General features: G+C 67.7%; 10 protein-coding genes and 1 tRNA gene. 4 read left to right on the top strand and 7 right to left on the bottom strand.

Annotation, left to right across the window (positions count from 1 at the left end; genetic code table 11):
* Positions 1–64 precede the first annotated feature (64 nt).
* Positions 65–141, top strand: a tRNA-Asp gene (locus K307_RS39540).
* 125 nt (positions 142–266) lie between these two features.
* On the opposite strand, the gene K307_RS39535 is transcribed toward K307_RS39540, so the two are convergent.
* The 7 genes from K307_RS39535 to K307_RS50520 all read right to left on the bottom strand — a co-directional run bounded on the left by K307_RS39535 (position 267) and on the right by K307_RS50520 (position 7,255).
* Entirely contained in the window at positions 267–1,613 is a 1,347-nt protein-coding gene (locus K307_RS39535; protein WP_042886488.1) for an MATE family efflux transporter, read from the bottom strand.
* A gap of 129 nt (positions 1,614–1,742) precedes the next feature.
* The gene (locus K307_RS39530) at positions 1,743–3,530 is read right to left on the bottom strand and encodes an ArnT family glycosyltransferase (RefSeq protein ID WP_042886487.1); all 1,788 of its coding nucleotides are present in this window, start codon (positions 3,528–3,530) and stop codon (positions 1,743–1,745) included.
* 246 nt (positions 3,531–3,776) lie between these two features.
* Positions 3,777–4,037 carry a type B 50S ribosomal protein L31 gene (locus K307_RS39525; RefSeq protein ID WP_010814268.1) on the bottom strand — a complete coding sequence of 87 codons (261 nt, stop codon included), beginning with the start codon at positions 4,035–4,037 and terminating at the stop codon, positions 3,777–3,779.
* Positions 4,038–4,230: 193 nt separating this feature from the next.
* Positions 4,231–5,082, bottom strand: coding sequence for a M90 family metallopeptidase (locus K307_RS39520; RefSeq protein WP_042886486.1), 852 nt, complete (start codon positions 5,080–5,082; stop codon positions 4,231–4,233).
* Between the two features lie 109 nt (positions 5,083–5,191).
* Complete coding sequence (gene rho, locus K307_RS39515) at positions 5,192–6,454, bottom strand: transcription termination factor Rho (protein WP_042886485.1); 1,263 nt, start codon at positions 6,452–6,454, stop codon at positions 5,192–5,194.
* A gap of 179 nt (positions 6,455–6,633) precedes the next feature.
* Positions 6,634–6,960 carry a thioredoxin TrxA gene (gene trxA, locus K307_RS39510; protein WP_022535791.1) on the bottom strand — a complete coding sequence of 109 codons (327 nt, stop codon included), beginning with the start codon at positions 6,958–6,960 and terminating at the stop codon, positions 6,634–6,636.
* 163 nt (positions 6,961–7,123) lie between these two features.
* Positions 7,124–7,255 carry a hypothetical protein gene (locus K307_RS50520; RefSeq protein WP_268989248.1) on the bottom strand — a complete coding sequence of 44 codons (132 nt, stop codon included), beginning with the start codon at positions 7,253–7,255 and terminating at the stop codon, positions 7,124–7,126.
* Between the two features lie 142 nt (positions 7,256–7,397).
* On the opposite strand from K307_RS50520, the gene K307_RS39505 reads away from it, so the two are divergent.
* The 3 genes from K307_RS39505 to K307_RS39495 all read left to right on the top strand — a co-directional run bounded on the left by K307_RS39505 (position 7,398) and on the right by K307_RS39495 (position 14,327).
* Complete coding sequence (locus K307_RS39505) at positions 7,398–7,685, top strand: hypothetical protein (RefSeq protein ID WP_042888037.1); 288 nt, start codon at positions 7,398–7,400, stop codon at positions 7,683–7,685.
* A 157-nt stretch (positions 7,686–7,842) separates the two neighbouring features.
* Positions 7,843–10,731 (top strand): PD-(D/E)XK nuclease family protein, encoded by a 2,889-nt coding sequence (locus K307_RS39500; protein WP_042886484.1) that lies wholly within the window; start codon positions 7,843–7,845, stop codon positions 10,729–10,731.
* Positions 10,728–14,327: a UvrD-helicase domain-containing protein gene (locus K307_RS39495; RefSeq protein ID WP_042886483.1), complete on the top strand. Its 3,600-nt coding sequence runs from the start codon at positions 10,728–10,730 to the stop codon at positions 14,325–14,327. Before K307_RS39500 ends, K307_RS39495 begins: the two co-directional genes overlap by 4 nt.
* The last annotated feature ends 5 nt before the right edge of the window (positions 14,328–14,332 follow it).

Here is a 14,332-nt window from a genome sequence, read left to right as displayed (position 1 = left end):
AGCCGGGCGTAATCAGACGCCCAGCCAGTCGTCAAAAGCGAATGCTCGAGACGGCGCCGACTAAGGAGTGGTAGTTCAGTCGGTTAGAATACCGGCCTGTCACGCCGGGGGTCGCGGGTTCGAGTCCCGTCCACTCCGCCAAATCTGAAACGCCCGCGCAAGCGGGCGTTTTTTTATTTCCCGCCGGCTGGCCGTATGTGAGCCCTCTGCCAAAAGAAAACCTGCACTGTTAACACCATGCGGGTTTCTCCTTTCGTACCTCGGTTCTACGGATTTTTGCTGACCCGGTTGAAATACCGCACCAACAGCGCCCCCGCGAGCGCCAGGCTGACGCTGTTGGCCAGCCAGAAGCCGCTTGCACCGCGCGTGAACGCCGGCATGCCCTCGATCAGTCCGAATCCCAGCACATAGCCGCCGCCCAGCCCGACGCCCCACAGCGACCCGGCATAGATCAGCGTTGGAATCAGCGCGATCTTGTACGCACGCAGGATAAAGGCGGTCATCACCTGCACCGCGTCGAAGGCTTGGTAGAACGCGACGAACAACACCAGCGGCAGCGCCGCCGCGACCACCGCAGGGTCGCTGGCGTAGGCGTGCAGCACCGGCTCGCGCAGCAGCCACAGCAGTGCGCCGGTCAGCATGGCCAGCCCCGCGGCCAGCCGGATGCCGCGCCAGGCAAGGCGGCTGGCACCGGCCAGGTCGCGCGCGCCGATATGCTGGGCCACCAGCGTCGAGGTCGCGATCGCCAGCGACAGCGGCAGCATGTAGGCCACCGCGCCCAGGTTGGCGATGATCTGGTGCCCGGCGAGCGTAACCGTGCCCAGCCGTGTGATAAAGATCGACATCAGCGTGAACGAGGTGATCTCGATCAGGTAAGTCAGGCCCATCGGCACGCCAAGGCGCAGCATCGCGCGCAGCGGTGCGGCCGCGGGCCAGCTCCAGGTATCGAAGATCCGCAGTGGACGATAGGCGCCGCTGTAGCGCAGGATCAGCAGCCCGGCGATGCACCAGCCCCAGCTGATCAGCGTCGAGGCCAGCCCGCAGCCGGGCCCGCCCATCGCCGGCACGCCCAGCCCGCCGTGGATAAACCAGGCATTGAGCGGCACCTTCAGCGCCAGGCCGCCGATCTGCAGCACCGTGACCATGATCGGGCGCGACAGCGCATTGTTCAGCGCAGAGTAGATGCGAAAGCCCAGCGCCGCCGGCAGGCCGAAGGCGCCGAAATGCAGGTAGGCGGTGGCCTTGTCGACCAGTTCCGGCGGGGCCTTGGCAAAGGCGAGCAAGGGCGCGGGGAAGGCCAGCAGCAGCACGCCGGGAATCGCCAGCGCGGCGCCCAGCCACGCGGCCTGCCGCACCTCCGCGCCGATCGCCTCGACCCGGCCTGCGCCATAGAGCTGGCCGGCAATGGGCGCGAGCGCCTGCAGCACCCCCATCAGGCTGATATAGATCGTGATGTAGATCGAGCCGCCCAGGCCCACGGCCGCCAGGTCGGTGGCCGAGGCGCGGCCCGCCATCACGGTATCGATGACGCCAAAGGCGATAACGGCCAACTGGCCAGCCAGCACCGGCGCGGCCAGGCTGGCAATGCGGCGGAGGTCTTGGAGCAGGGGCATTCAGGCTTGGCAGGCTTGGTCAGGGCACGATCCCGGGCCCCGCGGCCGCCTGCGGCCTGAATGGTTCGATGGCGCTACTGGTGCTATTGGCGCTACAGGCGCTGCGGGACGTGTCGTGCGAGTCGTGAATCAGGGCTGGCGCGGCAGGCGGCGCCGCGGCAGGTCAGGGCGCGGATGCACGGCGCGCGCGGTATCGACCAGGCGATACATGCGGAAGCGCTCGTCGCGGTCCGCGGGGCGGCGGCCTTCCCAGATCAGCCGCCATTCAAAATGCGAGAGATTGCCCGGCTCGCCATAGTCCACCGAGTCATGGCGCAGCAGCACATCGCAGCCATCGCCCGGCCCGCCGAAGCGGATATGGCCGAAGTAGGCAAACGAAGCCAGCTGCGCGTCGCCCATGCGGATCGGCTGCACGCACTGGTACGCGGGCGGCAGCGCCATCGCCGCGGCCTGCGCCACGTCGCGATAGGTCTTGCCATAGTTGATCGAGGGCAGCCACAGCGTCATCGCCATCACCCACATCAGCGTGGTGCCCGCGGCGGAAATCACCACCGGGCGCCAGATCTGCTTGGGCGCGCGCGACAGCCGCCAGCGCACGATCAGCACCCAGGCGGCGGTCGCGACCAGCGCGAACAGCACCGCCGCGATGGTGAACTCATGCTGGTAGCCGGGCAACTGGCGGAAGATGTTGCGCGCGATGCGCGGCGGCCAGCCGGTGGTCTTGGCGAGCCACATAAACCATACCGTGCCGCCGAAGATGGTGAAGAACAGCAACGCGAACCAGTCGATCGCGTTGATCACGCCGCGCGCCAGCGTGGGCAGTGCGAACGCGGCCAGTACCGCCATCGGCGGCAGCAGCAGGATGAACTGCACGTCGCCGGCGCTGCGTTGCAGGAACAGCAGCACCAGCACCGGCAGCAGCAGCGCCAGCGGCATCGCCACGTGGGGCGCGCGGCGCATGCCGGCCCATGCGACCCAGGCCCAGCCGGCGATCGGCCACACCGGCCACGCGTACAGGAACAGGTTGCGCATGTTGAAGCCGAAGGTCTGCATATTCGGCGAGCCATAGCTGCGGCGGTCGTAGCGCGACCACTCGCGGATATAGGTGACCGCCTCAGTGCGGTCGGCCGCGCCGAAGTAGGCCGCGGCCACCCATGCCAACACGATCAGCAGGGCGAGCGGGATGCCGAGGGCGAACAGGCGCCGCCACGGCAGCGGCCGGCACACCAGCGCGCAGACCACGGTGCCGCCGAGCAGCGCCAGCGGCAGCAGCGGGCCGCTCGCCAGCGCCAGGCCGCCGAGTGCAGCGCCATAGATCAGGCTGCCCTGGATCGGCTTGTCGAGGCTGCGCACCATGCCATACAGCGCCAGCGCGATAAAGGCGACCTGGCCGACCTGGGGCGTGGTCTCGTGGCCGCGCATGGCCAGGCCTACGCAGGCGAGGAATATCAGCAGCGCACCGTCGGCCAGCGTGCGGCCGTAGTCGCGGGCATTGGGCTGGCCGCCGAAGGCATAGGCAAAGGGCTGGACCTCGTCGCGCCGGCCCAGCAGGTAGGTCGTGTACCAGATGCAGGCGCAGGTTGCGAAGAAGAACAGCGCGGTGGCTAGCCGCGCGGCATCGGCCGCGCCCAGCCAGCCGCCGAAGCCGCGGATCATGATTGCGCCGATCCAGAACACCAGCGGGCCGTCCTCGCTGTACGGGCGCCCGGCGATATTGGGCATCAGCCAGTCGTGCAGGCCGCCGGTGGCCAGCTGCCACATCACGCCGAAGCCGGCGGCATCCTCGTTCTTCCACGGGTCGCGGCCGAACAGGCCGACCAGGCCGTAGATGATGCAGATCGCCAGCAGCAGGGCGCGCGGCAGGGCGCCGGTCGCGGCAGCGGTCAACTGGACGGGTGAGGTGTTGGCTTGACGCATCGATGCTCAGGTCGGGCCGTGGCGCAATGGCGCGAAGGCCACAGTATCGCGCATGCAGCGGCCTGGCGGGACGGGGCATGGCTTGGAAGCCTCACGGGAGTGAGGGAAGTCTGATTGGTACGACGGTGCCGTAGATGACTGGCACAAAAGCAAAGAGGCAGCCGATGCTGCCTCTTTGCTGGTTCGCGCGGGGCCGGAACAATCTGTCCGCAGGCGCCGCGCGAAGCGGGGTTCGCCGAAAGCGATTTACTTCGCAGCCTTGCCCAGCTTGTTGCCGAACTTCTGGCGGAACTTCTCCACGCGGCCGGCCGTGTCCATGATCTTCTGGGTGCCGGTGTAGAACGGGTGCGATTCCGACGAGACTTCGATCTTGGCCAGCGGGTATTCCTTGCCGTCCTTCACGATCTTGTCCTTGGTCTGGATGGTCGAGCGGGTGATGAAGCTGAAGTCGCTGGACATGTCCTGGAACACGACTTCGCGGTAATTCGGGTGAATGCCTTCTTTCATGGTGAGTCCTTTCTGGTTGGGTAGCCAGTCCGTTGCAATCCGCTGATTCTCATGCCAGGGACATGACGCGGCGACGAACGAACCACTTGCCGGTAACGGGCAAACTGGAATTATGGCAGAAAAACAAAGGCTTGGGGAAGGGGCTTGAGCATATTGCAACACCCTCCCAAGCCCATGGAACGTAGCTTAAGCCTCACGTCGAGGCGGGGTCTTGCCGGTAGAACGACGCCAGTGACTGGTATACCACTGGCCAGTGCCGCGCCAGTCCGGCAGGCTCGACAAAAAACGCCTCAGACGTCACTGCAAAGAACTCGCTCGGCGCCTCGGTGCCGTATGGGTCGATGATGCGAAGCGCCGGCGGCAGCCGCTCGGGATGCTCCCAGTCGGACTCCTTGCGTGCATCCCAGGCTTCGGCAAAGCGGTCATATTCGTTCAGGAAGGTTTCCGCCCACGCCTCGGCATCGATGTCCGGATGCAGCACGCGCGAGAAGGGCGGCACGCCGTCGGGCTCGCCGTCGAGCATGTCGAGCTTGTGGGCGAATTCGTGGATCACCACGTTGTAGGTGTCGGCCGGCAGGTCATGCTCGCTGTCGATGCCGGCGCCGGGCGTGTGCACATCCTGCCAGGACAGGATCACCGGCCCATGCTCCCATGCTTCGCCGCTGGCCTCTTCCACCACGCCATGCACCAGCCCGATCTCGTCCTGCACGGTCCGGCGAATGATGAACTCGCCCGGGTAGAGCACGATGCCGTGCCAGCCGCGATACCACGGCAGCCCCAGCTTCAGGATCGGCACGCAGGCCTGCACCGCGACGCTGACCACCATGTCGTCGACCAGCGGCAGGTCGTGCGCGGTGGAGTATTCCTTCTCGGCGATAAACAGCGTGGCCAGCTCGCGCAGCGCTGCCAGGTCTTCGCTGCCATAGCGCTGCACGAACGGGAGTGTGGCGACCGTGCGCGTCCACAGCGCGTCGGGGATCGCGTAGTGCTCCAGCTTGCGGGCCCGGGAGCGGGTGCGCAGGAATGAGGTCAGTTTGCCGAGCATGGTCCAAGCGCCAGTGCGGCCGGGCGCGCAGGGAAATCATCAGGCAACAAAAAAGGCGCGCCGTGGCACGCCTTCCTGTCCGCCTTAAGGCGATGCTGCAGCGAGGGCGTTAGCCGCCTCTGCGCATCATATCGAAAAACTCGGCGTTGTTCTTCGTGGCCTTCATCTTGTCCATGATGAATTCCATTGCCTGCACTTCGTCCATGTCGGAGATGAACTTGCGCAGCACCCAGATCTTCTGCAGGATTTCCGGCTTGATCAGCAGTTCTTCGCGGCGTGTGCCGGACTTGTTCAGGTTGATCGACGGATAAACGCGCTTCTCCGCGAGGCGGCGTTCCAAGTGCACTTCCATATTGCCGGTGCCCTTGAATTCTTCATAGATCACGTCGTCCATGCGGCTGCCGGTTTCGATCAGCGCGGTGGCGATGATGGTCAGCGAACCGCCTTCTTCCAGGTTGCGCGCCGCGCCGAAGAAGCGCTTCGGACGCTGCAGCGCGTTGGCGTCGACACCGCCGGTCAGCACCTTGCCCGAGGCCGGCACCACCGTGTTGTAGGCGCGCGCCAGGCGGGTGATCGAGTCCAGCAGGATCACCACGTCGCGCTTCAGTTCGACCAGGCGCTTGGCCTTCTCGATCACCATTTCGGCAACCTGCACGTGGCGGATGGCCGGTTCGTCGAAGGTAGACGCGACCACTTCGCCGCGCACCGAGCGCTGCATCTCGGTCACTTCTTCCGGACGCTCGTCGATCAGCAGCACGAACAGGTCGGCTTCCGGATGATTGTTGGCGATCGCGTGTGCAATGTGTTGCAGCATCACGGTCTTGCCGGACTTGGGCGAGGCCACCAGCAGCGCGCGCTGGCCGCGGCCAATCGGCGCGATCATGTCGATGATGCGGCCGGTGATGTTTTCTTCCGCCTTGATATCGCGTTCGAGCGTGAGCGGCCGGTTCGGGTGCAGCGGCGTCAGGTTCTCGAACATGATGCGGTTTTTGACCGCTTCGGGCGGCTGCCCGTTGACCTTGTCCACCTTCACCAGCGCAAAGTAGCGCTCGCCGTCCTTGGGCGTGCGTACTTCGCCTTCGATCGAATCGCCGGTGTGCAGGTTAAAGCGGCGGATCTGCGACGGGCTGATATAGATATCGTCCGTGCTGGCCAGGTACGAAGTCTCCGGCGAGCGCAGGAAGCCGAAGCCGTCGGGCAGAACTTCCAGCGTGCCGTCTCCGAAGATGGTTTCGCCCATCTTGGCGCGCTTCTTCAGGATCGCAAACATCAGTTCCTGTTTGCGCATCCGCTGTGCGTTGTCGATCTCGAGCGTAGCCGCCATTTCGAGAAGCGCAGACACGTGAAGCGATTTGAGTTCTGTCAGGTGCATAGACGAGGGGTACAGATGGCCCGGACGGGCGAGACCTAAAGAGAAGGGGGGAAAAATGAGCGAACGCTCGGGGAGTTGTTGGTGGCATCTTAGCACAATCCGACCGGTGCGCCAGGGTGTGGCGCACGCACGTCGGATCGTGACAAAACCGGAAGCCCGCTCGGGTTCCGGCGCGCAGCTTACAGGTTGCCGTCGAGGAAGGCAGTCAGTTGCGACTTGGACAGCGCGCCGACCTTCTGGGCGGCGACCGCGCCGTTCTTGAACAGGATCAGCGTCGGGATGCCGCGGATGCCGAACTTGGCAGGCACCTGCTGGTTTTCATCGACGTTGAGCTTGGCGACCTGCAGCTTGTCGCCGTAGTCCTTGGCGACTTCGTCCAGGATCGGGGCAATCATCTTGCAGGGGCCGCACCATTCGGCCCAGAAATCGAGCAGGACGGGCTTGTCGGACTGGAGGACGTCAGCGTCGAAGGAGGCGTCGCTCACATACTTGATTTGTTCGCTCATGGCGGAAAACCTCTGGTTTCGCTTTTATGTTGAAGGCTGGGCCGAACCGTTACCTTACACGAGATTGCGCGGACCCGTCGGCGACCCCTTTGCCGCCTGCTGGCAGGCTATGGAGGCCGCTGCCGCGCCCGGTGCTGTCGATATGTTACCAGTTTGCCGATTTTCAAGACGGCCCTGGCAAGGCGGCTGAAAAACCGCCGGCAACGGGATGGATTCTGCTGTAATCCGGCAATTCGTTGAAATGCTTATTTTCAATGGCGCCGAGAGATTCGGGCAATCGGGCCAGGTGTGCCATGGGATGCACTTGGCGGGGACACCACGTTGTGACGAATCCACGTGGCGGGCGCGTAGAATAGAAGCGGTCCCAGGCGCCCGTGGCCGCATGGCGCGCGCTGCGGATCAATCTTGCGCCCCGCGTTACTGACAAGGTCATCGATATGAACACCGATCCCCGCAAGCCTTTGCAGCAGCCCGAGCCCGAGTCCGAGTCCGGCCAGGCGCCGGACGTAGACCACCTGAGCGATGCGCTGGAACATCTCAGCAGTGCCGTCGAGACCAACAGCATCGCCAGCGGTGCGGCCAAGGGCCTGGTCTACAGCATCATCGAAACACTCGGCACGCTGGTGGGCGACCCCGACCTGCCCGAGCATGCGCGCTCCGGTTATGAGGGGCTGCTCGAGACCGCGCGCGAGATCCGTGCGCGCCTGGAAGGCGGCCCCCACTGAGCGTGAGCGCCGGGCGCTTGCTTCGCATTGTTTTTGCCGTCTGCCGCGCAGGGCAGGCGGCGACCCGTATTTTTCCGCTGTTGCCTGATACCTTCTCCGACCGACGCAGTCCCCGCAGCCATGCCGGACTGCGGCCCACGCGCCCCGCTTGCGCCAAATGACGTCGCTAAGCTTTCGCCCTGGCCCTGATTTCCTCGACCAGGCGGCTGCCGCTGCCTGGTATTTCCTCGACCGCTGCGGCGCGCCCGAGGCCGCCGCGCACGTGGTGGTGCCGACCGCCGCACAGATCCCCGGCGTGCGCCAGGCGCTGGATGCCGCCGCGCGCGCCGCGGGCCGTCCGCGGCTGCTGCCGCGCGTGCTGACGCTGGGCCACTGGCTGCTTGACCTGCCGCCCGACGGCACGCCGGTGCGCAGCCATGCCGCGCGGCTGCTGGCGGTGCAACAGGCGGTGCGCGGCCAGGACTGGCTGCGCCGTGCCTTCGGCGCGCAGAACGAGACCGCGGCGTGGGGGCTGTCGCAGACACTGCTTGCGATTTGCGACGAACTCAATGCGCGCTGGCTTGAGGACGCCGCCATCCGCGACGATGACGAGATCGACGGCGACGACCGCGCTGGCCTGCTGCAGGGCGCGCTGGAACGGACCTATTCGCACCTGTCGGAGCGCTTCCTCGGCGAAGAGGCGCGCATCGTGCTGGCATTCTGGCAGGCGCTGTCCGGGCCGGACGATCCGCTGCCCGCGCGGCGCCGTGCCTTGCGCGAGCTGTCGCAGCAGCTGCGCGGCCCGGTGATCTGGATCGCCCCGACGCCGCCCACGCCCCTGGAAGCCGCGTTCCTGCGCGATGCCGGCGAGCTGGTGCCAGTGATGCAGGTGGGCTATGACTGGACCGGGCAGGGCGAGACGGATGCCGACTGGTACCAGACGCTGCTGGCCCTCTGGCCGGAAGCGCGAATCGCCAACGACAACGACGACGCCGAAGCCGAAGCCGAAGCCGCATCACCGCTCCCCGCCATGCCCGCGCTGCCACCGCAACGCCCCGCCATTCGCGTGGTCGGCAGCGCGCGTTTCGAGGACGAGGCCGCCGCCGCCGCCGCGCAGCTGGTGCAGTGGCTCAACGAAGGCCGCCGCAACGTCGCGCTGGTTGCGCACGACCGCGTGGTGGCACGGCGCGCGCGCGCCTTGCTGGCGCGCGCTGGTGCGCCGGTGCGCGACGAGACTGGCTGGAAGCTCTCCACCACGCGCGCCGCCGCCGCGCTGATGCGCTGGTTCGACCTGCTGGTGCGTGACGGCGATACCGCCGCGCTGCTCGACCTGCTCAAGAGCCCGTTCTGCCTGCCCGATGTTGCCGAGCGCGGCGCGGCCATCGCGCTGCTGGAACGCCAGGTGCGGCGCGAGGGCATTACCGGCGGCTGGGCAAGGCTGCGCCAACTGTTCGGCAGCGAACCGACAGCCGTGCGCCAAGCTTCTGCCGAAGAGGACGACGCGGGTGAAGTGCCACGCCGCGCGGCACGCGGGGTGATCGCCTTGCTCGCGGATGAGGCCGCACGCTGGCCGCGTGGCCTGGCACAGCATCCGCTGGCGACGTGGCTGGAACGGCTCGACGGCATGCTCGACACACTCGGCATGCGCACCGCGCTGGCCGCCGACGATGCCGGCAGCCAGCTGCTCGATGCGCTGGCGCGGCTGCAGGAGCTGCCGCAGGACGAGACCGGCGGCCATGCCACGCTGTCGCAGGGCGAATTCCGCGCGATGCTGGCGGCGCTGCTCGAATCGGTCGCCTATAAAGAGCCCTCGGCTAGCGGCCCGGCGCGCATCACCATCCTGCCGCTGAACGGCGCACGCATGCGCCGTTTCGAGGGCGTGGTGATCGTCGGCTGCGACGACGCGCAGCTGCCGTCCAGTGCCGCCGAGCTGATGTTCTTCTCCAACCAGATGCGGCGCGAGCTGGACCTGGAAGACCGCGAGGCCCGCTTTGCGCAACAGGCGCGCGACCTCGCCGAAGTGCTGTTGAACAACGCCGATGTGGTGATGACGTGGCAACGCTATGGCAGTCGCGGCGAACCGCACCATGTGTCAGGCTGGATCGAACGGCTGGCGGCGTGCTGCACGCGCAGCGGCGTCAGCATCGAGGCCAACGCCGCACCGCAGGCGCACGAGACCTTTGCCGATGTCCGCGGCATGCCGGCGCCCGAGGCCGCGGCGGAGCTGGTGCCGGTGCGCTGGAGCGCGCAGGCCTACAACATGCTGCGCCGTTGCCCGTACCAGTTCTTTGCCGGGCGCATGCTGGGCCTGGCCGGCCTGGAAGCGGTCAGCGACGAGCTGGAGAAGCGCGAGATCGGCGAACACCTGCATCGCGTGCTGCTGCGCTACCACAAGGATCTGCAGGCGCGGCGCGAGCGCGGCGAGACGCTCTCTGAAGAGCAGCGCATCGCGCGCCTGCGCGAGATCTCCGACGATGTGTTCGGCGCGCTGATGGCCGAGGACGGCAATGCCATTGCCTACTACCGGCGCTGGCGCGAGGTGATGCCGTCCTACGTCGCCTGGCAGTCCGCGCGCGAGGCCGAGGGCTGGTTCTGGCGCGGCGGCGAGCTCGACGCCGGCATCGACCTGCCAATGCCCGACGGCCAGCCGCTGCGGCTGACCGGCCGTATCGACCGGCTCGACCAGGGCCCGGACGGCGCGCACGCCGTGCTCGACTACAAGACCCAAAGCGCCACCCGGCTCAAGCGCAAGCTGGCTGAAGTCGAGGAAGACTGCCAGTTGCCGTTCTACGGCCTGCTGCGCGCTGACGCGGTCGGCGGCAGCTGGGTCTCGCTGGAGGGCGCGCGTGAAGGCGCACCCGCCGCGCAGCGCGAAGTCGGCCTGCCCGATTTCGAAGCCGCGGTCACGTGGCTGGAACGGCAGATGCGCAACGACGTGATGCGCCTGCGCCAGGGCGCGAAGCTGCCCGCGTTCGGCGATGCCTCCGCCTGCCTGTATTGCACCGCCCGCGGCCTATGCCGCAAGGGCTTTTGGGAATCCACCGCCGTGCCGGTGCTGACATCATGATGGTCCACGATCCACTCCACGCCCAGGTCCAGCCCTACCAGCGCGACGGCAATCCGGTTTCCGAGGCCGAGTTCACACGCGCCGCCTGCGATCCCGCGCGCTCGGTCGTGGTCGAGGCCTGCGCCGGCAGCGGCAAGACCTGGCTGCTGGTGGCGCGGCTGGTGCGCCTGCTGCTGGCCGGCGCCGCGCCGCACGAGATCCTGGCGATCACCTTCACGCGCAAGGCCGCCGAGGAAATGCGCGACCGCCTGCTGGAAGTGCTGGCGCAACTGTCGCGCGACAGCGATGAAGACGTGGTCGCCGCGCTGGTGCAGCGCGGCCTGAACCCGGATGCCGCGCGCGAGGCATTGCCGCGCGCGCGCCGCCTCCACGCGCAGGTGCTGGCCGCGCCCGGGCGCATGGCGATCGACACCTTCCACGGCTGGTTCGGCACACTGCTGCGCGGCGCGCCGCTGGCGTCGGGCATCGTGCCGGGCGCGGCATTGCGCGAAGACGCGCTGCGCATGAAGCGCGAAGCCTGGGCCCCGGTCTGGCGCGCGCTGGCCACGCCGCAATACGAAGACCTGCGCGCCGCATGGGAAACGCTGGTCGATACCGTCGGCGACTTCCAGGCGCGCGCGCTGCTAGACGCCATGTTCCACGCGCGCAGCGAATGGTGGGCGATGCAGGAGGGCGGCGACCCGCTGCAGGCGCTGTCCGATTGCCTCGGCGAAGACGCGCAGGGCGATGTCCTGCTGCAGGCGCTGGCCGACGAAGGCTGGCGCGATGCCTGCGAGACGCTGGCGCTGCGCCTGGGCGCCGGCGGCAAGACCGAACAGACCCACGCCACCCGCATCACCGATACGCTGATGGCGATCACCGCCTGGCGCGAAAGCGGCGCCCAGCCCGGCAAGGCGTGCGAGCGCGTGTTCGCGCAACTGCGCGCCGCGTTCTTCACCACCGCGGGCGAGCCGCGTTCGTTGCGGCGCACCGCCGCGCTGGTCAAGGCCGCAGGCGGCGAAGGCATGGTCGATGCACTGATGGACGAGCATGCGTCGATCTGCGCGATGCTCGACGATATCAGCGCGCGTTGCTGCGAGGGTGCGGTGCTGGCGATCAACAAGGCGCTGTTCTGCATCGGCGATGCGCTGCTGACGCGCTACCAGCAGCACAAGCACGACCAGCGCGCGATGGACTTCGCCGACCTCGAATGGCAGGCCGCGCGGCTGATGTCCGACGAAGAGACCGCCACCTACCTGCAGGTGCGGCTCGATGCGCGCTACCGCCACCTGCTGCTCGACGAGTTCCAGGACACCAACCCGCTGCAATGGCGCATCCTGCAGGGCTGGCTGGCCGGTTACGCCGGTTTGGGCGAGCGGCCGACGGTGTTCCTGGTCGGCGACCCCAAGCAGTCGATCTATCGCTTCCGGCGTGCCGATGCACGGCTGTTCGGCGCGGCCGGCGAGATGCTGCGCAGCGCGTTCGGCGCCACCGTGCTGCGTACCAACCGCACGCGGCGCAACCGTGCTGAAGTGCTGGACTGGGTCAATGCCGTGTTCGATGCGGCGCGCACCGAGGGACGCTATCCGCTGTACGAGACCCAGACCTCGGCGCTTGCCGACGGCGGCGGCCCGGTCTGGCTGCTGCCGCTGGTGGAACCGGAGGAAAAGGCGGAAGCGTCCGTGGACGACGCCGGCGACGCGCAAGCCGAAGAGGCATCGGCCCATCGCGACACGCTCCTGCAGCCACGCCGGCAGGCCGGCGATTCGCTGCGCCTGGAAGAAGGTCGGCGCGTGGCCGCGTGGCTGCGCCAGGTGCGAGACAACGTCCCGGTTCACGAAGGCGGCACGACCCGCCCCGCGCGCTGGAGCGACATGCACCTGCTGGTGCGCCGCAAGGCCCATCTGGCCGACTACGAGCGCGCGCTGCGCGAGGCCGGCATTCCGTGCCTGAGCCCGCGCCGCGGCGGGCTGCTGGCCACGCTCGAGGCGCTCGACCTGTCGGCGCTGCTGGCGTTCCTGATGACGCCGGAATCGGACCTCGACCTCGCGCACGTGCTCAAGAGCCCGCTGGTCGGCGCCACCGATGATGACCTGGTCGCGCTGGCGCAGATCGAAGGCGAGGGCAGTTGGTGGTCGCGCATCGAGGCAGGCGGACTGCCTGAACACGTGTCGGACGCCCTACGCGAAGGTGTGCCGCGGCTGCGCCAGTGGCTGCGCATCGCGCCGCACCAGCCAGTGCATGACCTGATCGACCAGATTTTCCACGGCGGCGAAGTGCGGCGGCGCTATGCCGAGGCTGCGCCGCCCGATATCCGCGAGCAGGTGCTGGCCAATCTCGATGCCTTCCTGAAGCTGTCGCTGGACCTTGACGGCGGTCGTTATCCGAGCCTGCCGAAGTTTATCGACGAACTGCAGGAAATCCGCCGCGGCGACGAGGGCGAAAGCCCCGATGAGGGCGGCATGGGCGAAAGCGCGGAAGACGTCGAGCCGGCCGAGGACGATCCCGCCTATGCCGGCCTCGATGCGGTCCATATCCTGACCGTGCACGCGGCCAAGGGGCTGGAGGCGCCATTCGTGGTGCTGCTCGACGCCAACCACAGCGAGCCCGCCGCGGACAAGGGCGGCATCCTGGTCGACTGGCCGCCGTCGTCGCCGGTGCCGCGGCATTTCTCCGCTTACGGCAAGCGCAGCGAGCGCGGGCTGGCGCGCATGCCGCTGTTCGAGGACGAGGCCGCGCTCTCCGAGCGCGAGAACTGGAACCTGCTGTACGTGGCCATGACGCGCGCGCAGCAGGGCCTGCTGGTCAGCGGCGTCAAGGGCCGCGCCAGCCGCAGTAGTTCAGGCGATGCCAATGCCGAAATCGCAGGCAGCTGGTACGTGCGGCTGCAGGCCGCCGGTGTCGGCGAGATGGTGCCGGCCTATCCCAGCGAGGAGATCGATGCGCAGGACCGCGCTCCGACGCTCGCGCGCCTGAGCGAGCCGGTGCGCTTCACCGATTTCCGGCTGCGCTACCGCGATGCGGTCGACGAGGGCCAGGCGATTGCATTTGAGGAAGAGGGCACGCCTGAAGCCGAGGACGACGGCATCGTCTTCAACGCCGCGGCCGCGCGCCACGGGGAACTGGTGCACGCACTGCTCGAGCGCCTGACCCGCTATCCGGAAGCCTTTGCAGGGGTTCCGGACATGGATACGGTGTTGCGCTGGTTCCCTTTGTCGGGCGCGCATACCGGGCAAGCACGGCAGGCGTGGCGGCAACAGGTGGAAGAGGCGGTCCAGGCGGTAGGCGCAATGCTGCAAGCACCTGCGCTCGCACCGCTGCTGACGGCGGGCGAGGCGCGCAACGAAGTCGAACTCTATGACGCACGCGGCCGGCTGCTGCGTATCGACCGGCTGGTGGAATTCGAAGACCGCGTGGTGATCGTCGACTACAAGCTGCGCTTGCTGCCGCAGGAGCATGCCGCCTATCGCGCGCAGCTGGGCCGCTATGCGGCAGCGGTCGCGCCGATGTTCCCGGGCAAGCGCATCGAGGCCGGCGTGGCCACGGCGGACGGCGAGTGGATTCCGGCCGAGCGCTTGGTGCAGCCCGTACTGGCACAGCAAGGCTCGCTGTTCTGAACGGA

The sequence above is a fragment of the Cupriavidus necator A5-1 genome, from assembly GCF_000744095.1.
Taxonomy (GTDB): domain Bacteria; phylum Pseudomonadota; class Gammaproteobacteria; order Burkholderiales; family Burkholderiaceae; genus Cupriavidus; species Cupriavidus necator_A.
This window is presented reverse-complemented; position numbering and strand designations above follow the sequence as displayed.